The organism is Cupriavidus sp. C2SS-8b (genome assembly GCF_057073745.1).
The window spans coordinates 2,832,680-2,850,063 of sequence record NZ_CP172716.1; the positions used below are offsets into that span (position 1 = coordinate 2,832,680).

General features: G+C 65.0%; 17 protein-coding genes. 4 read left to right on the plus strand and 13 right to left on the minus strand.

The annotated features are described in order from the left end of the window. Positions 1-51: 51 nt before the first annotated feature. From hutH to ACIGJB_RS13130, 6 genes are all read right to left on the minus strand, one after another. On the minus strand, positions 52-1,626 hold the full coding sequence (hutH, locus tag ACIGJB_RS13105; RefSeq protein ID WP_483730221.1) for a histidine ammonia-lyase: 1,575 nt from the start codon (positions 1,624-1,626) through the stop codon (positions 52-54). A 90-nt stretch (positions 1,627-1,716) separates the two neighbouring features. Continuing rightward, complete coding sequence (hutC, locus tag ACIGJB_RS13110; RefSeq protein ID WP_483730222.1) at positions 1,717-2,484, minus strand: histidine utilization repressor; 768 nt, start codon at positions 2,482-2,484, stop codon at positions 1,717-1,719. A 5-nt stretch (positions 2,485-2,489) separates the two neighbouring features. Beyond that, positions 2,490-3,269, minus strand: coding sequence for an ABC transporter ATP-binding protein (locus ACIGJB_RS13115; protein ID WP_483730223.1), 780 nt, complete (start codon positions 3,267-3,269; stop codon positions 2,490-2,492). Beyond that, positions 3,269-4,123 carry an ABC transporter permease gene (locus ACIGJB_RS13120; RefSeq protein WP_483730224.1) on the minus strand — a complete coding sequence of 285 codons (855 nt, stop codon included), beginning with the start codon at positions 4,121-4,123 and terminating at the stop codon, positions 3,269-3,271. Before ACIGJB_RS13120 ends, ACIGJB_RS13115 begins: the two co-directional genes overlap by 1 nt. A 16-nt stretch (positions 4,124-4,139) precedes the next feature. Continuing rightward, positions 4,140-5,117 (minus strand): ABC transporter substrate-binding protein, encoded by a 978-nt coding sequence (locus ACIGJB_RS13125; RefSeq protein ID WP_483730225.1) that lies wholly within the window; start codon positions 5,115-5,117, stop codon positions 4,140-4,142. Between the two features lie 310 nt (positions 5,118-5,427). Next, positions 5,428-6,405, minus strand: coding sequence for an NAD-dependent epimerase/dehydratase family protein (locus ACIGJB_RS13130; RefSeq protein ID WP_483730226.1), 978 nt, complete (start codon positions 6,403-6,405; stop codon positions 5,428-5,430). 9 nt (positions 6,406-6,414) lie between these two features. Here ACIGJB_RS13130 and ACIGJB_RS13135 point away from each other — a divergent pair, with 9 nt between their 5' ends. Next, positions 6,415-7,473, plus strand: coding sequence for a CDP-6-deoxy-delta-3,4-glucoseen reductase (locus ACIGJB_RS13135; RefSeq protein ID WP_483730227.1), 1,059 nt, complete (start codon positions 6,415-6,417; stop codon positions 7,471-7,473). Between the two features lie 302 nt (positions 7,474-7,775). Further along, positions 7,776-8,963: an acetylornithine transaminase gene (locus ACIGJB_RS13140; protein ID WP_483730228.1), complete on the plus strand. Its 1,188-nt coding sequence runs from the start codon at positions 7,776-7,778 to the stop codon at positions 8,961-8,963. 61 nt (positions 8,964-9,024) lie between these two features. Here the strand turns inward: ACIGJB_RS13140 and ACIGJB_RS13145 are convergent, their stop codons facing one another. The 7 genes from ACIGJB_RS13145 to ACIGJB_RS13175 form a co-directional block, all read right to left on the minus strand. Further along, complete coding sequence (locus tag ACIGJB_RS13145) at positions 9,025-9,741, minus strand: ABC transporter ATP-binding protein (RefSeq protein WP_483730229.1); 717 nt, start codon at positions 9,739-9,741, stop codon at positions 9,025-9,027. A 15-nt stretch (positions 9,742-9,756) separates the two neighbouring features. Then, positions 9,757-10,533 carry an ABC transporter ATP-binding protein gene (locus ACIGJB_RS13150; protein ID WP_483730230.1) on the minus strand — a complete coding sequence of 259 codons (777 nt, stop codon included), beginning with the start codon at positions 10,531-10,533 and terminating at the stop codon, positions 9,757-9,759. Between the two features lie 13 nt (positions 10,534-10,546). Then, positions 10,547-11,704 (minus strand): ABC transporter permease subunit, encoded by a 1,158-nt coding sequence (locus tag ACIGJB_RS13155; protein WP_483730231.1) that lies wholly within the window; start codon positions 11,702-11,704, stop codon positions 10,547-10,549. A gap of 13 nt (positions 11,705-11,717) precedes the next feature. Continuing rightward, a complete protein-coding gene (locus ACIGJB_RS13160) occupies positions 11,718-12,653 on the minus strand; it encodes a branched-chain amino acid ABC transporter permease (protein ID WP_483730232.1) in 936 nt (311 codons plus the stop codon). Between the two features lie 210 nt (positions 12,654-12,863). Further along, complete coding sequence (locus ACIGJB_RS13165; RefSeq protein ID WP_483709123.1) at positions 12,864-14,066, minus strand: branched-chain amino acid ABC transporter substrate-binding protein; 1,203 nt, start codon at positions 14,064-14,066, stop codon at positions 12,864-12,866. 633 nt (positions 14,067-14,699) lie between these two features. Beyond that, positions 14,700-15,674, minus strand: coding sequence for a 4-hydroxy-3-methylbut-2-enyl diphosphate reductase (gene ispH / locus ACIGJB_RS13170; protein ID WP_483730233.1), 975 nt, complete (start codon positions 15,672-15,674; stop codon positions 14,700-14,702). Positions 15,675-15,683: 9 nt separating this feature from the next. After that, positions 15,684-16,172, minus strand: a complete 489-nt coding sequence (locus ACIGJB_RS13175; protein ID WP_483730234.1) for an FKBP-type peptidyl-prolyl cis-trans isomerase — start codon at positions 16,170-16,172, stop codon at positions 15,684-15,686. A gap of 108 nt (positions 16,173-16,280) precedes the next feature. Here ACIGJB_RS13175 and radC point away from each other — a divergent pair, with 108 nt between their 5' ends. Then, complete coding sequence (gene radC, locus ACIGJB_RS13180) at positions 16,281-16,967, plus strand: RadC family protein (protein ID WP_483730235.1); 687 nt, start codon at positions 16,281-16,283, stop codon at positions 16,965-16,967. 178 nt (positions 16,968-17,145) lie between these two features. Then, positions 17,146-17,379 (plus strand): 50S ribosomal protein L28, encoded by a 234-nt coding sequence (gene rpmB, locus ACIGJB_RS13185; protein ID WP_006575661.1) that lies wholly within the window; start codon positions 17,146-17,148, stop codon positions 17,377-17,379. Positions 17,380-17,384 lie beyond the last annotated feature (5 nt).

A 17,384-nucleotide genomic window follows, 5' to 3' on the forward strand; every position in this document is an offset into this window, starting at 1 on the left:
TCCCCGCCCCTCTCCCGCAAGCGGGAGAGGGGCGGGGAGAGGGCCGGCGCATCAACCTGCGTTAGTCGGCAAAATTTCCCGAACCGCAGCAGGCCACCCCGCCCCAGCATCGCCCTGCACCACCCATTGCTTCATCGCTTCAATATCCGGTGCCAGGTACCGGTCCGCTTCCACGAACGCCACGCGCGCGCGGATGCGGGCCAGCTCGCTTTCGATCAGCGGCGATGATTTCAGCGGCCGATGGAATTCAATGCCTTGCGCGGCCGCCATCGCCTCGATGCCAACCACCACCGCGGTATTGGCCGCCATGTCGCCCAACCGGCGCGCGCCGTAGGTAGCCATCGACACATGATCCTCCTGATTGGCCGACGTCGGCAGGCTGTCCACGCTCGACGGATGCGCCAGCGACTTGTTCTCCGATGCCAGCGCCGCTGCCGTCACCTGCGCGATCATGAAGCCCGAGTTCAGGCCGCCATCGCGCACGAGGAACGGAGGCAGGCCGGACAAGCCCGTATCCAAGAGCAGCGCCAGGCGGCGCTCGGAGATCGCGCCGATCTCGGCGATCGCCAGCGCGATGATGTCGGCGGCGAACGCGACCGGCTCGGCGTGGAAGTTTCCGCCGGAGATCACGTCGCCCTGCGCGGAGAAAACCAGCGGGTTGTCCGAGGCGGCATTCGCTTCGATCCGCAGGATGCGCGCGGCGTGCTGCAGGTTGTCCAGGCAGGCGCCCATCACCTGCGGCTGGCAGCGGATCGAGTACGGGTCCTGCACGCGGCCACAGGCCTTGTGCGAATCGACGATCTCGCTGCCGTCCAGCATCGCGCGCGTCGCGCCGGCCACGGCGATCTGGCCAGCCTGGCCGCGCGCTTCGTGGATGCGCGCGTCGAACGGCTTGACCGAGCCCTTGATCGCTTCCAGCGACAGCGCCCCGGCCACGAGGCCGGCCGCGAAGGCATCTTCGGCGGCGAACAAACCCGCCAGCGCCAGCGCGGTCGATACCTGCGTGCCATTGAGCAGCGCCAGGCCTTCCTTCGGACCCAGTTCGAAAACGGACAGACCGGCAACCGCCAGCCCTTCGGCGGCCGGTACGCGGCGGCCATCGACAATGACATCGCCGACGCCGATCAACGTGCACGACATGTGGGCCAGCGGCGCGAGGTCGCCCGAAGCGCCTACGGAACCTTTGCCTGGGATGCACGGCGTCACGCCGTGGTTGGCCAGCGCCAGCAGCGCTTCGATAAGCTCGGGACGCACGCCCGAATGGCCGCGCGCCAGGCTCACCGCCTTGATGGCGAGGATCAGGCGCACCGTGTCCTCGGCCAGGTCCGGGCCCGTGCCGACGCTGTGCGACAGCACCAGGTTGCGTTGCAGCGTGGCCAGCTTGTCATGGGGGATGCGCGTCTGCGCAAGCTTGCCGAAGCCGGTATTGATGCCATAGACCACGGCGTCCGCGTCGATGATGTCCTGCACGGTGGCCTGCGCGGCACGCACGCCGGCCCAGGCCGAGTCGGCCATTGCCACGCGCACTTCGCCGCGATAGATGCGGCGCAGGTCGGCCAGGGTGACCTGGCCCGGATGCAGGGTCAGCAACGGGCGGGAGGCTAGTGTGGTTTGGCTGGCGGTCATGAGTGGATCCTGTCTTGTATGTTCCTGTCTATACAGCTTAGAACAAAATGGGGTTGGGTTGGTTGGCTTCTGTCCGAACTCAGTGCGAAATCAGCCGAAGGCGGGATTGCCGTCGGCGCGGAAGCGGCTGCCGAGGCGGTAGCGGTTGCCCGGGTGAAGGCAACGCACAAAGGTCACCGGCACACCGTTGGTCCAGGTGCGCCGGGTCAGCATCAGGCAAGGCTGCGTCGGCGGCATTTCGAGTTGCGCGGCCTGGTCGGGCGTCGCGGAAATGGCGTCGACCACGTGCTCGACCTGGTCATAAGGCACATTGCGCAGCAGGTACTCGCCAGGCTTGATGCCGGTGAAATCCTGGCTGATGAAGTCCGGTGCCACGCGCGGGTTGACGTATCGGTCTTCGAGCTGCACCGGCACGCCGTCCTCGCGATGCACGCAGACCGAATGGAAAACCGATTCGCCGGTGCGCAACTCCAGCGCCGCAGCCACTTCGATCGATGCGGCCACCCGCTCCACCAGGATCACGTCGCAGGCATAGTCATGCCCGCGCATGCGGATCTCGTCCTGCAGGTTGACCACGCTGAGCAGCGTGGACTGCGGCTTGTGCTCGGCCACGAATGTGCCCACGCCGGCCACGCGCACCACCCTGCCCTGCTCGGACAGTTCGCGCAGCGCGCGGTTGACGGTCATGCGCGATACGCCGAAGCGGTTCACCAGCTCCTGCTCCGACGGCACCCGGTCGCCCGGCTGCCACGCGCCGCTCTGGATCTGGCGCGCGATGTACTCCTTGACCTGCTGGTAGAGCGCGGTGGGAGAGTTCGAAGCGGAAGTGGCTGGCCCCTGGCCGACGGCGTGGTTCATGGTGTTCAGTGCTCGGCCGCGGCCATGGCCTCGGCGCGGATCTCCTCGGTCAGCCGCGCCTTGAGCGCGGAAAACTCCGGCGACGTCTTGATCGTGTAATGGCGCGGATGCGGAAAATCGACCGCGATCTCGCTCTTGATCCGACCCGGCCTGGCGGAAAACACCGCCACCCGGTTGGCCATGAAGATGGCCTCGTCGATATCGTGGGTCACGAATAATACCGTCTTGCGCGAAGCTTCCCAGATGCCGAGCAGCAATTCCTGCATCAGCACGCGGGTCTGGTTGTCGAGCGCGCCGAACGGCTCGTCGAGCAGCAGGATCTTGGGATCATTGGCCAGCGCGCGCGCAATCGCTGTGCGCTGCTGCATGCCGCCCGAGAGCTGCTTCGGGTAGTGGTGCTCGAAGCCGCGCAAGCCCACGCGCTGGATGAAGAAGTCGCTGCGCTCGCGCTGCTCGGTTTCGCTCATGCCGCGCTCGCGCAGGCCGAAGCGCACGTTCTGCGCGATCGTCAGCCACGGGAACAGCGTGTAGGACTGGAACACCATGCCGCGGTCGGCGCCCGGCCCGCTGACCGGCTGGCCGTCGAGCAGCACGGTGCCGTTCGTTGGCGTGTCGAGTCCGGCGACGATGCGCAGCAGCGTGGACTTGCCGCAGCCCGATGGGCCGAGGATGGTGACGAAGTCGTTGTCGCGCACCTCGAAATCGACCGGCAGCAGCGCCTGGGTCTGGCCGCCGCGCGGGTTGGCGAAGGTGCGCGAGACCTGCTGGATGGACAGTGCGCTCATCAGATCGAACTCCACGGGAACAGGCGCTGGTTGGCCTGCTTGAAGACGAGGTCCGACACCAGCCCGATGCAGCCGATGACGATGATGCCGAAGATGATCTGGCCGGTATTCAGCAGCGCCTGGCTGTCGGTGATCATGTGGCCGATGCCCGAGGACGAGCCGATCAGTTCCGCGACGATCACGTAAGTCCATGCCCAGCCCAGCACGAGCCGCAGGATCTCGGCGATCTCCGGCGCAGCGCCGGGAATCAGCACGCGCCTGACGATGCCGCGGCTGTTGGCGCCGAGCGTATAGGCGGCTTCCACCAGGTCCTTGCGCGCACCGCCCACCGCGACGGCGACCATCAGCACGATCTGGAAGAACGAGCCGATGAAGATCACCAGCAGCTTCTGCGTCTCGCCGATACCAGCCCACAGGATCAGCAGCGGAATGAAGGCGGAGGCCGGCAGGTAGCGGCAGAACGAGACGAACGGCTCGAAGAACGCCTCGGCCGCCTTGTACGCGCCCATCAGGATGCCCAGCGGCACCGCGAGCACCGCCGCCAGCACGAAGCCGCCGAGCACGCGCCACACGGTCATGCCGATATCGCCGATGAAGTTGTACTCGGCGAACAGGGTCATGCCTTCGCGCGCCATCGTCAGCGGATCGGCCAGGAAGGTGCGCGGCACGAAGCCGCCCAGCGTGACCACGGCCCAGACCGCGAAGAACAGCACGAAGAACGACAGGCCCAGCACCCAGCGCGCGTGCGGCGACACCGGCACCAGCGGCGACAGCCACGGATGCCGGCGGCGCGCCGGTGCCGCCTTCGCCGCCATGGCGACCGGCGCTGCGGAACTCACTTGAACTTGCGCCATGACATCGGCCCCTTGCTTACTTGAGGAAGCGCGCGTCGTACAGCGCGGTGACGTCCGGCACCTGGCGGATCACGCCGATGTCGAGCAGCACGCCGGCGGCTTCCTTGCTGAAGCTGGCCAGCTCGCCCGAGAAGAACTTGCGGTTGGCGTCGCGGTCCTGCCAGCGCAGGTAGGCCGAGGACTTCGCGAACTGCTCGCCGGTCTGCTTGACCGCGGCGCCCATGATCTCGTTGGACTTCCCGGGCTCCTTCTGGATCATCTCGATCGCTTCGAAGTAGCTGTCGACCAGCGCCTGCGCAGCCTTGGGATTGTCCTTGAGCCATTTGGGCGCGCAGCCAAGCGTATCAGTCACCATCGGATAGTCGAGCGTGGTGGCCAGGATCTTGCCCTTGTCCGGATTCTGGCGAACGGTGGACAGGTAGGGCTCGTAGGTCATGGCGCCGTCGTTCTGGCCGGCGACGAAGGCCTGCGCGGCCGCCTGCGGCGACAGCGTGGTGGTCTTCACGTCCTTGAGCGTCATGCCGTTCTTCTTCAGCATCCACGCCAGGCCGAAGTATGGCGCGGTACCGGGCGCATCCACGCCGATGGTCTTGCCCTTCAGGTCGGCAAAGCCCTTGACGTCGCCGCGTACGGCGAGGCCATCGGCGCCATAGGATTTGTCGAGCTGCACGATCTGCGTGATCGGCACGCCGTTGGCGTTCCAGGCGACGTGCGTTTCCACGGTGGTGGCCGCGCACTGGATCGCGCCGGAGGCCAGCGCGAGATGCCGATCCTTCTGCGGAATCATCTTGATGTCCACATCGACGCCATGCTTCTTGAAGATTCCTGCCTTGTCGGCCAGCGTCAGCGGCGCGAAGCCGGTCCAGCCGCTCATGCCGAGCGTGACCTGCGTGGTCTGGGCGTGGGCCGCCCCGGCCATGGCAACGGCTGCCAGCAGCGACGCACGGGCCACGCGCATGGCGGCCTGACCTGCAATCCGGCTCTGAATCCTCATCGGTAAGCTCCTTTGGTTTGTCCGTCAGCGGCGGCGCCATGCTTGTGGCACTGCTCGTGTCCGGGGGATTTTACAATCCTGTATATACAAGTCAATGTAGTAGTTGCCCGAGGCATGCCATACGTCAGGCATCGATTTGCGCACTTCCGTGGCGAGCTGCGACACAAAGTGCGCGACGAACCAGCCTTGGGCAATCGCAGCCGATGCACGGTCGCGGGGCAAAAAGTCAATCGCTGTATAGACAGGAAAGATGCGGCGGATGGAAATGCAAGCGCCGTGCCTGAAACGGCACGGCGCGCAGTCTTGCGACTCAGGCGTCGAAGAAGGACGAGACGGTGGGATAGCGCAGCCGCAGGCGCAGTTCGCGCTTCAGGCGCCGGTTGTCGAGGCGGCGCGATTCGCTCATGAAGCTGAGGAGCGTAGGTTCGATCACTTCACGGGCCTGCTGGCGCGTGATGCGCGGCGGCCGCGGCAGGCCGCGGCGGTCGGCCACCAGGTCGAAATAGTCCGCCATGCGCAGCTCGGTGTCGTCGCTCGCATGGACCACGCGCTGCGGCCGTCCGCGGAACAGTGCCGCCACCATGGTCCGTGCGAGATCGTCGGCGTGGATGTGGCTGGTGTAGACATCGTCCTGCGGTGCCAGCGCCGGCGTGCCGCGCTTCAGGCGCGCCAGCGGCAGGCGGTCCTCGGCATAGATGCCCGGAATACGCACGATGCTGGTGCGCCAGTTCCCGGCACGCCCGAACTCGCGCACGGTGCGCTCGGCCGCCACGCGGCGACGCGCCCGCGCAGTCTGCGGGCGAACGCCGGCGAATTCGGCCACCCGGGCGCCGGCCCGGTCGCCATAAACCCCCGATGTACTGGCATAGACGAAGGCCGGACGGGCCCTGCGGCGCTCGGGTAGAATGACGGGCTCGCCGGCGTGCGCCCGGGCGCGGCGCCAGGCGGTGCGGCGCAGGGTGGCGAGCAAGGCGCGTGTGCGGGGATCGCCCTCACCCGATCCGGGTGGCGGCGCCAGGTCCAGCACGCGATCCGCCAGGCCGCGCAGGCGTGCCAGCGTGGCGGGCCGGTCCAGGTCCGCGACCAGCGGCACCGCGCCGGCGGCACGCAGTTCGGCCCGGCGCGCCGGCTGCGACGTCACGGCAAAGACACGCATGCGCGCCGACAGGATTCGCAGGCAGCGCGTCCCCACATCCCCGCACCCGACGATCAGCAGGCGCGGGCGGCCCAGGCGAACGGCAGGGCCCGGACGGCGCGATGGCTGCAGCTTCTTAAGAATTTCGCTCATAGATCGATTATGGCTTATCAAGTCACCGTAATGCCCAGTGGCCACAAGTTCGAAGTGGCTGCCGATGAAACCATCCTGGGCGCGGCCCTGCGCCACAGCATCGGCCTGCCCTACGGCTGCAAGAACGGCGCATGCGGCTCGTGCAAGGGCCGCGTGCTGGAAGGCACGATCGTACAGGGCGACCACGCCCCCGCCGCGCTGACCGACCAGGAAAAGACCGAGGGCCGCGCGCTGTTCTGCTGCGCCAACGCCAGTTCGGACATCACCATCGAAAGCCGCGAGGTCCACGGCGCGGGCGACATCCCCATCAAGAAGGTGCCGTGCCGCGTCACCTCGCTGGAACGCCTGGCCGACGATGTCATCGCCATCAAGCTGCAACTGCCCGCCACCGAGCGCATGCAGTACCTGGCGGGCCAGTACGTGGAATTCCTGCTGCGCGACGGCAAGCGCCGCAGCTATTCGATCGCCACGCCGCCGCATGAGGATGGCCCGATCGAACTGCATATCCGCCACATGCCCGGCGGCGCGTTCACCGACTACGTGTTCGGCGCCAAGGAAGGCGCACCGGCCATGAAGGAGCGCGACATTCTGCGTTTCGAAGGCCCGCTGGGGAGCTTCTTCCTGCGTGAAGATTCCGAAGCGCCGATCGTCCTGCTGGCTTCGGGCACGGGCTTCGCACCGATCAAGGCCATCGTCGAGCACGCCGCCTACACCGGCATCACGCGCCCGATGACGCTGTACTGGGGCGGCCGCCGGCCGAAAGACCTGTACATGCACGCGCTGTGCGAGCAGTGGGCGCGCGACCTGCCCAACTTCCAGTACGTGCCGGTCATCTCCGACGCGCTGCCGGAAGACAACTGGAGCGGGCGCACCGGCTTCGTCCACCAGGCCGTGATCGCGGACCACCCGGACCTGTCCGGCCACGAGGTCTACGCCTGCGGCGCCCCGGTGATGATCAACGCCGCCCGCACCGACTTCACGAAGCAATGCAAGCTGCACGAAGACGCGTTCTTCGCGGACTCGTTCACGTCCGAGGCCGACATGCACGCGGCCGCTCCGGCTGCCTGAAGCGGACAGCCAAGGCCGTTCCGTCAGCGCAACAATGCCCCCGAACGCCAAAATTCGTTTTGACACCGGGGGCCATGCGTCTTATATTTGCCCGCATGAACGCCGCCATGATCCGACGCAGTTTCCGTACGATGCTCCCCACCGGGGTGCCGCGCGGCTGACCGTCGACAGCGTCTGTTCAGGTCAACAAGCCACGGGCAACCCCCGTGGCTTTTTGCTTTGGGCCGTGCCCTTCCGGGTTTCGACCTGTTTGTCCTTTCGCCATCCCGTCTAACGATTTACGCCGACCCCTGGAGTCCGCCATGGCATTTGCCGAGTATCCCGTTCAATCCCTGATGTACATCACCAACCGGCCCGAGCTCGTCTTCACCGAGGGCAAGGGTTCCTGGCTGACGGACCACAACGGCAAGCGATACCTGGACTTCGTGCAAGGCTGGGCAGTGAACTGCCTCGGCCACTCCAACCAGGGCATGGTCGACGCCGTGGTCGCGCAGGCGGGCAAGCTGATCAACCCGAGCCCGGCGTTCTACAACGAGCCGATGATCAGGCTGGCGAAGCAACTGACCGACCACAGCTGCTTCGACAAGGTCTTCTTCGCCAACAGCGGCGCCGAAGCCAACGAAGGCGCGATCAAGCTCGCGCGCAAATGGGGCCGCAAGCACAAGAACGGCGCGTTCGAGATCATCACCATGGACCACAGCTTCCATGGCCGCACGCTCGCCACCATGAGCGCATCGGGCAAGGCCGGCTGGGACACCATCTTCGCGCCGCAGGTTTCAGGTTTCCCGAAGGCCGACCTGAACGACCTGGCCTCGGTGGAAAAGCTCATCAACGACAAGACTGTCGGCATCATGCTCGAGCCGGTGCAGGGCGAGGGCGGCGTGATCCCCGCCACGCGCGAGTTCATGCAAGGCCTGCGCGCGCTGGCCGACAAGCACAAGCTGCTGCTGATCGTCGATGAAGTGCAGACTGGCTGTGGCCGCTGCGGCACGCTTTTCGCCTACGAGCTGTCGGGCGTCGAGCCGGACATCATGACGCTGGGCAAGGGTATTGGCGGCGGCGTGCCGCTGTCGGCGCTGCTGTGCAAGGCCGAAGTCGCCAGTTTCGAAGCCGGCGACCAGGGCGGCACCTATAACGGCAACCCGCTGATGACGGCCGTGGGCAGCGCGGTGATCGAACAGCTGACCGCGCCCGGCTTCCTTGACGACGTCAACGCCAAGGGCGAGTACCTGAAGGAACAGCTGCTGGCGCTGTGCAGCGAATTCGGCCTGGAAGGCGAACGCGGCGAAGGCCTGCTGCGCGCACTGCAACTCGGCAAGGACATCGGCCCGCAACTGGTCGAGGAAGCCCGCGACATGGGACCGGAAGGCATGCTGCTGAACGCGCCGCGCGCCAACCTGCTGCGCTTCATGCCGGCACTGAACGTGACGCGCGAAGAGATCGACCAGATGATCGGGATGCTGCGTACGCTGCTGAAGAAGCTGGCCTGATCATTGCGCCTCAAAACAAAAAGCCCCGCTTTCGCGGGGCTTTTTGTTGCTGCCGAGCGCTTTACTCGCCCAGGTACGCCGCCCGAACCTTGGGATCATCCAGCATCTGCTTCGCCTCGCCGCTCATCGTGATCAGGCCCGACTCCATCACGTAGCCACGATGCGCGGCCTGCAGCGCCAGGCGCGCGTTCTGCTCGACCAGCAGCACGGTCACGCCCTGCGCCGAGACGTCGCGCACGACTTCGAAGATCTTCTCGACCATGATCGGCGACAGGCCCATCGACGGCTCGTCGAGCAGCAGCACCTTGGGCTGGCTCATCAGCGCGCGCGCCATGGCCAGCATCTGCTGCTCGCCGCCCGACATGGTGCCCGCCAGCTGGTTGGCCCGCTCCTTCAGGCGCGGGAAGATGCCGAACATGCGATCGACATCGTCCTTGATCTTGGTGTCGTCGTTGCGGGTATAGGCGCCCATCTGCAGGTTCTCGGTGATGGTCATGCGCGCGAACACGCCGCGCCCTTCCGGCACCATCGCCAGGCCCCGCTTGAGCAGCGCGTAGCTGGGCACGCCCTTGATGGACTTGCCCATGTACTCCACATCGCCGCCGGACCAGCCCTGCAGGCCGGTGATGGCCTTCATGGTGGTGGTCTTGCCGGCGCCGTTGGCGCCGATCAGCGTCACCAGTTCGCCATCGTTGATTTCGAGGTCGATGCCCTTGACGGCCTGGATGCCGCCGTAGGCAACCTTCAGGCCGGAGATCTTCAGTACTGTCTGTTTCATTGCTGTCCTCCCGCCTCAGTGCGCCGACGAACCCAGGTAAGCCTCGATCACCGCCGGGTTGCTCTGTACTTCATGCGGCAGCCCTTGCGCGATCACCTTGCCGTAGTCCAGCACGGTCAGGCGGTTGCACAAACCCATCACCAGCTTTACGTCGTGCTCGATCAGCAGGATGGTCTTGCCATCGTTCTTGATCTTCTCGAGCAGGCCGCGCAGCTCCACTTTCTCGGTCGCGTTCATCCCGGCAGCCGGTTCGTCCAGCGCCAGCAGCTTGGGTTCCGTCGCCAGCGCGCGGGCGATTTCCAGCCGGCGCTGGTGGCCGTACGACAGGTTGCGCGAGGTGAAGTTGGCGTACTTGCCGATGCCGACATAGTCGAGCAGGTCATGCGCCAGGTCCTCGATGCCCTCTTCCTCGCGGCGCACCGCCGGCGGACGGAAGATCGCGCCGAACAGGCCGGCCTTGGAACGCACGTGGCGTCCGACCATCACGTTCTCGAGCGCGGTCATGTCGCCGAACAGGCGGATGTTCTGGAACGTACGCGCGATGCCGGCCTTGGCCACCTCATGCACGGCGGTCGGCTGGTAGGGCTTGCCGCCCAGCACGAATTCGCCGGAATCGGGCGTGTAGAGGCCCGTGATGACGTTGAAGAACGTGGTCTTGCCGGCGCCATTGGGGCCGATCAGGCCGTAGATTTCGCCCGGCTTGATCTCCAGGCCAACCTCGGACAGCGCCTGCAGGCCGCCGAAACGCTTGTTCACCCCCTGTACCGACAGGAGGAAATTGTTATTGCTCATGTTGTCCTCCTGGTCAGAAACGGCCGACGCTGCCCGCGCGGCGTGCGACGGGGCGATCTTCCTTGCGCGGCGACGGCCAGATGCCCGCCGGGCGATACAGCATGACACCGACCAGGGCCAGGCCGAACAGCAGCTGGCGCAGGACTTCCGCATCGACGATCACGTGGCCGAAGATGCCGGTCTGGATCGGCTCGGCCACCACGCGCAGCAGTTCCTGGAAGCCGACCAGCAGGATGCCGCCCAGGATCACGCCCGGGATATGGCCCATGCCGCCCAGCACCACGATCGCCAGCACGTAGATCGATTCCCACAGCGTGAACGATTCCGGCGACACGAAGCCCTGGAACGCGCCGAACACCGCACCCGAGGCGCCGCCGAACGACGCGCCCATGGCGAAGGCCAGCAGCTTGATGTTGCGGGTGTTGATGCCCATCGCCTTGGCGGCGATCTCGTCTTCGCGAATGGCGACGAACGCACGGCCAATACGCGAGTTCTGCAACCGCAAGCACACGAACACGATCACGATGACCAGCGCTACCAGCAGGTAGTAGTACATGAACACCGGTGAGAACTTCAGCCCGAGGATCTCGTGCGTCTTCGAGAAATCGAAGCCGAAGATATGGACCGGGTCCACCGCGGTAATCCCCTTCGGCCCGTTGGTGATGTTCAGCGGGCGGTCCAGATTGTTCATGAAGATACGGATGATCTCGCCGAAGCCCAGCGTCACGATGGCCAGGTAGTCGCCGCGCAGCTTGAGCGTCGGCGCCCCGAGCAGCACGCCGAAGGTGGCGGCCACCAGGATCGCGATCGGCAAGACCCACCACATCGACAGGTGAAGCCCGTTGGGGAACAACTGGTGGATCCACTCGAACTGGTTGGCCAGGTGCGGCGAGCCGAGCAGCGCCATCATGTAGGCGCCCACCGCGTAGAACGCGATGTAGCCCAGGTCGAGCAGGCCGGCAAAGCCCACCACGATGTTCAGGCCCAGCGCCAGCATGATGTACAGCAGCGCGAAATCGAGCACGCGCACCCAGTAGTTGCCGCCCAGGGTCTGGACGAAGAACGGGGCGCACAGGGCGATTACCAGGAAGCCCACCAGCGCGGCCAGGGTCTTCGCCGGAACTTTGGACGGCGCAGCGACGGCGGCCGTGGATGGAATCGGAGTATTCATGGATTCGCTCCCCTCAGGCACGGTCAGCCACGCGTTCGCCCATGATGCCGGACGGACGGAACACAAGTACGGTAATCAGCACAATGAACGCAAAGACATCCTGGTAGTTGGAACCAAAGACGCCGTTGGTCAGGTCGCCGATATAGCCGGCGCCCAGTGCCTCGATCAGGCCCAGCAGCATGCCGCCGACCATGGCGCCGGCCAGGTTGCCGATGCCGCCCAGCACGGCGGCGGTGAACGCCTTCAGGCCGGGAATGAAGCCCATGTAGAAGTGGGCGTTGCCATAGTTGGTGGCCATCATCACGCCAGCCAGCGCGGCCAGCGTCGCGCCGATCATGAACGTGGCGGAGATGACGAAGTTCGGGTTCACGCCCATCAGGCCGGCAACCTTCTGGTTTTCGGCGGTGGCGCGCATGGCGCGGCCCAGCTTGGTGCGGTTGACCAGTGCCAGCAGGCCGGCCATGACCATCACGGCCAGGCCGATGATGACCATTTCCTTGCCGGTAATGGTGGCGCCGGTGGAGCCGATGTCGATCGGGTCGGAGGGCAGCAGCTGCGGGAAGGTCAGCGGGTTGCGCGACCAGATCAGCATGCCCACGGTCTGCAGGATGATGGACACGCCGATGGCGGTGATCAGCGGTGCCAGGCGCGGCGCGTTGCGCAGCGGCCGGTAGGCGATCCGCTCGATGGAATAGGCCAGTACAGCACAGACCGGCATGGCGATGAGGGTGGCAATCACCAGCGTCAGCCACTCGGGCAGCCCGGGCGCGAATTTCTGCAGCCCCAGGATCGCTGACAAAGCGGTCAGCGCGCCAATCATCAGGACGTCGCCGTGGGCGAAGTTGATGATGCCCAAAATGCCGTAGACCATGGTGTAGCCCAGTGCGATCAGCGCATAAATGCTGCCGAGCACCAGACCGTTCACGATCTGCTGGATAAAGATATCCATGAAAACTCCTGCTTCAGCCCCGGTTCTTACGGCATGGTGTGGATGCCGGAGGGACCATGGTGCGAGATGGGTAGGTGAGTGTGGTGGGTTGCTGGTAAGCGGCCTGCCCTGTTCCATCCTTGGTAAGGATGCTTCTACATTAGGCGAGGCTAAAAAGAACGGCACCGCAAAATACTCACGGTGCCGTTCGGATGGGCCGGTAAGCCCAAATTACATCTTCACGACGTCGAGAACGGACTTCTTCTTGTCCTTGTACTCGTACAGCGTGATGGTGCCTTCCTTCATGTCGCCCTTCTCGTCGAAGGCGATGTTGCCGATCACGCCCTTGTAGTTGGTCTTGGGCATTTCGGCCAGGATGGCGGCCGGCTCGGTCGAGTTGGCGCGCTTCATGGCGTCCACGATGACCATGACGGCGTCATACGTGAACGGTGCGTAGATCTGCACCGGGGCATTGAAACGAGCCTGGTAACGCTTCTCGAAGTCGGCGCCGTTCTCCATCTTCGACAGGGCCAGGCCTGCCTCGGAACAGATGATGTTGGACACGGCATCGCCGGCCAGCTCGGCCACCTTGTCGGTACAGACGCCGTCGCCGCCAACGATCTTGGACGAGATGCCCAGTTCCTTGGCCTGCTTGGCGAACGGGCCGCCGGTGGCGTCCATGCCGCCGTACATGATGACGTCCGGCTTCTTGCCCTTGATCTTGGTGAGAATGGCCTTGAAGTCGGTGGCCTTGTCGTTGGTGGCTTCACGCGCCACCACGTTCACGCCAGCCGCCTTGGCGGTCTTCTCGAACTCGTCGGCCAGGCCCTTGCCGTAGGCGGTGGCATCGTCGACGATGGCCACGCTCTTGGCGTGCAGGCTCTTGGCGGCGTAGTTGGCCAGCGCCGGACCTTGCTGGGCGTCGGTGGCGACTACGCGGTAGGTCGTCTTGAAGCCCTGCTTGGTGTAGTCGGGGTTGGTCGACGACGGCGAGATCTGGACGATGCCGGCATCGCTGTAGATCTTCGACGCCGGGATCGACACGCCCGAGTTCAGGTGGCCGACCACGGCCACGACCTTCTGGTCGACCAGCTTCTGGGCCACGGCGGTGCCGGTCTTCGGATCGGCCGCGTCGTCTTCGCCAATCAGCTCCAGCTTGATCTTCTTGCCACCGATCTCGAGACCCTTCTTGTTGACTTCTTCCACGGCAAGGCGGGCGCCGTTTTCGTTGTCCTTGCCAAGGTGGGCGATACCGCCGGTCAGCGGAGCCGCGTGACCGATCTTGACGACAACTTCACCGCCACCTGCGGCCGGAGCGGCAGCAGCAGGAGCCGATGCCGACGGTTCAACCGGCTTTTCTTCTTTCTTGCCGCAAGCTGCAACGAGCGCCACTGCGGCCGCAATCGGCAGAATCTTGGCAAACGAGATTTGCATGAGTGATCTCCTAGGGATTCACAAAACGGGGATTTGCGACGCCTCCCGGACGTCTCCCCGTACCGCCTTTGGTTAGTTTCAATTTGAAACGCGCGCATTGTATCCCCTTTCTTCGGCGATGCAATACGCGACGCAACAACCTGGACGAATTACCCGCCAATCGAGCTAGGGAATTTCCCCAATGCACAGATTGGGGCAATTCCTGATCACCGGGCGGCGTCAACGCCATTCCTTACAAGAACCGTGCCTGCTTCCTCTCTCCAATGAAATCTACGCGCCTGAGGCCATACATAATCCATCCGTATTAATTAGGCATTTCATTCGCAAATCCATGCACCGCTATCTAATGTGCAGAATGTAGCGCCGCACCATAATAGGGAAAACCCCAGTTACGGGGATTACCCTGATTTGTCTGCCCATCCAAACAGGCACGTAATGAGTGCACCTTAAAGGGGCGTATTAAGATGCTTTTTGTGGATTGAATTTCAAAGATTATCGTTGTGACGATAAAAGCATCCGGCCAGCGGGAGCGAAATGTCGGTACGCCCGCGCACGCAGGGCGGACCCGGCGGGGAAAGCGAAGCGGGGAACGAAGCAGGGAAACAGGCGCCGCAGGACGCGGCGCCAGGCAGGTCAGGCGGTAACGCCGGCCGGGATAGCGGCCTGCAGGCCGCGCGGAAGCGGGAAGGCCATGTTTTCTTCAATGCCTTGCAGGGCACGAACACGGCCCGCGCCGAGTTCGCGCAGGCGCGCGACGATGGACTGGGCAAGTTCCTCGGGCGCCGAAGCGCCCGCGGTCAGGCCGATGCGACGCTTGCCGGCGACCCATTCGGGGCGCACCTGCTCCGGCGCGTCCACCATATAGGCCGGCACGCCGAGGCGCGCGGCCAGCTCGCGCAGCCGGTTCGAGTTGGAACTGTTGGGGCTGCCCACCACGATCACCACGTCCACCTGGGGCGCCATGAACTTCACGGCGTCCTGGCGGTTCTGCGTGGCATAGCAGATGTCCTGCTTCTTGGGCTCGCGGATCAGGGGGAAGCGTGCCTTGAGTGCCGCCACGATCTCGAGCGTCTCGTCCACGGACAGCGTGGTCTGCGTCACGTAGGCGAGGCGCGCGGGATCGGCTACCGCCAGGCCGGCGACATCCGCCACCGACTCGACCAGCAGCATGCCGCCCTCGGCCTGCCCCATCGTGCCCTCGACCTCCGGATGCCCGCGATGGCCGATCATCACGATCTCGCAGCCCTCCGCGCGCATCTTGCCCACTTCCACATGGACCTTGGTCACCAGCGGGCAAGTCGCATCGAACACATTGAGGCCGCGCTCGGCGGCCTCGGCCCGGACGTCCTTGGACACCCCGTGGGCACTGAAGATGACGGTGGCGCCGGCAGGCACCTCGTCCAGCTCGCGCACGAACACGGCGCCCTTGCGGCGCAGGTCCGCCACGACATAGGCATTGTGGACGATCTCGTGACGCACATAGATTGGCGCCCCGAAGCGCGCCAGCGCGCGCTCGACGATCTCGATGGCGCGGTCAACGCCGGCGCAGAAGCCGCGCGGCTGCGCCATCAGGATCTCGGCATCGGGGGCGATAGTCAGGTCAGGCATGCTGCAATATCAGAGGATCCCGATCAGTTGCACATCGAACAGGATGGTCTGCCCGGCCAGCGGATGGTTGAAATCGAACAGCGCCGCCGTGTCGCCGAACTCCTTGAGGACGCCGGCGTACTTGCCGCCGCCGGGCGCGTTGAACTCGACCAGGTCGCCCGGGCTGTAGTCTTCCTCGAACGAACTGTTCTCGCGCAGCGTGGCGAGCGAGACCCACTGGAGCAGCTCCGGGTTGCGCGGGCCGAACGCCTGCTCGGGTGCCAGGCGATAGGTCGTGCGCTCGCCCTCGGGCATGCCGAGCAGCGCCTGCTCCAGGGTCGGGGCGAACTGACCCTGGCCGAGCAGCAGCGTGGCGGGCTTGTCCTCGAACGTGCTCATGACTTCGGTGCCGTTTTCGAGAGAGAGACTGTAATGGAGGGTCAGGAACGAGTCGGCCTGGACCGTCTTGCGGCCAGCTGCGCCGCCGTCGGCATCCGACGCAAATGTTTGCAAATTCATGGGTGATCAACCAGGGAACAACCCGTATTGTATTCGACTGGGCTGCCGGGCGCCCTGCCGATCCAACCCTTGCCTTGACCGCACTCACTGCCCACTAATCCCTGAGACATGAGCATCACAAACTGGCCTACCTGCGAGCGGCCGCGAGAAAAGCTGCAGGCTTGCGGCGCTGCCGCCCTGTCCGACGCCGAACTACTGGCTGTGGTCCTGCGCGTTGGCGCAACGGGCAAGAGCGCGGTGGAGCTGGCGCGCGATCTGCTAATCCGATTTGGTTCGCTGACCCGCCTGTTCTCGGCCGATGCGCGAACCGTCGTGGACATGCGGGGCATGGGCGAAGCCAAGTACACCCAGCTGCAGGCCGTGCCCGAACTGGCGCGCCGCATGCTGGCCGAGTCATTGCAACTGCCGCGCGGCCTGGATTCGCCCGCTGCGGTACGCAGCTACCTGCGCATGACGCTGGCCCCGCTCGCGCATGAGGTCTTTCTCTGCCTGTTTCTCGACACCCGCAACCGCATGATCGCGACCGAGGAGATGTTTCGCGGCACGCTTACGCAGACCGCGGTCTATCCGCGGGAAGTGGCACGCCGCGCGCTGGCGCATAATGCCGCCAGCGTCATCATCGCGCACAACCACCCGTCCGGGTCGTGCACGCCAAGCCAGAGCGACATGCAGATGACCCGCATGCTTGGCCGCGCCCTGGCACTGATCGACGTGCAGCTGCTCGACCACTTCGTCGTAGCGGGCACCCATGTGCACTCCTTTGCCGAGCACGGGCAACTGAAGTCCGCCACGTGATGCCCCCGGCACTACAGAGGGGTATACAACACCAGAGTGCAGAAGGCATTGATTCATCGGCGGCATCCGGTCTATAATGCCCGTTTTGCTGTGTCTCATCCGCTGCAGTCCGGGCCCGCGCGCCTTTTGTTGATCTGTTGCGAACATTGTCCACGAATAGAAGAGTTAGGAGTGCTTCATGGCACGCGTCTGTCAAGTGACCGGGAAAGCGCCGATGGTCGGCAACAACGTTTCCCACGCAAACAACAAGACCAAGCGCCGTTTTCTGCCCAACCTGCAGAATCGTCGTTTCTTTGTTGAATCGGAAAACCGCTGGGTGAGCCTGCGCGTCTCGAACGCCGGCCTGCGCCTGATCGACAAGAAAGGCATCGACTCCGTGCTCGCCGATCTGCGCGCACGTGGCGAAGTCTAATTAGG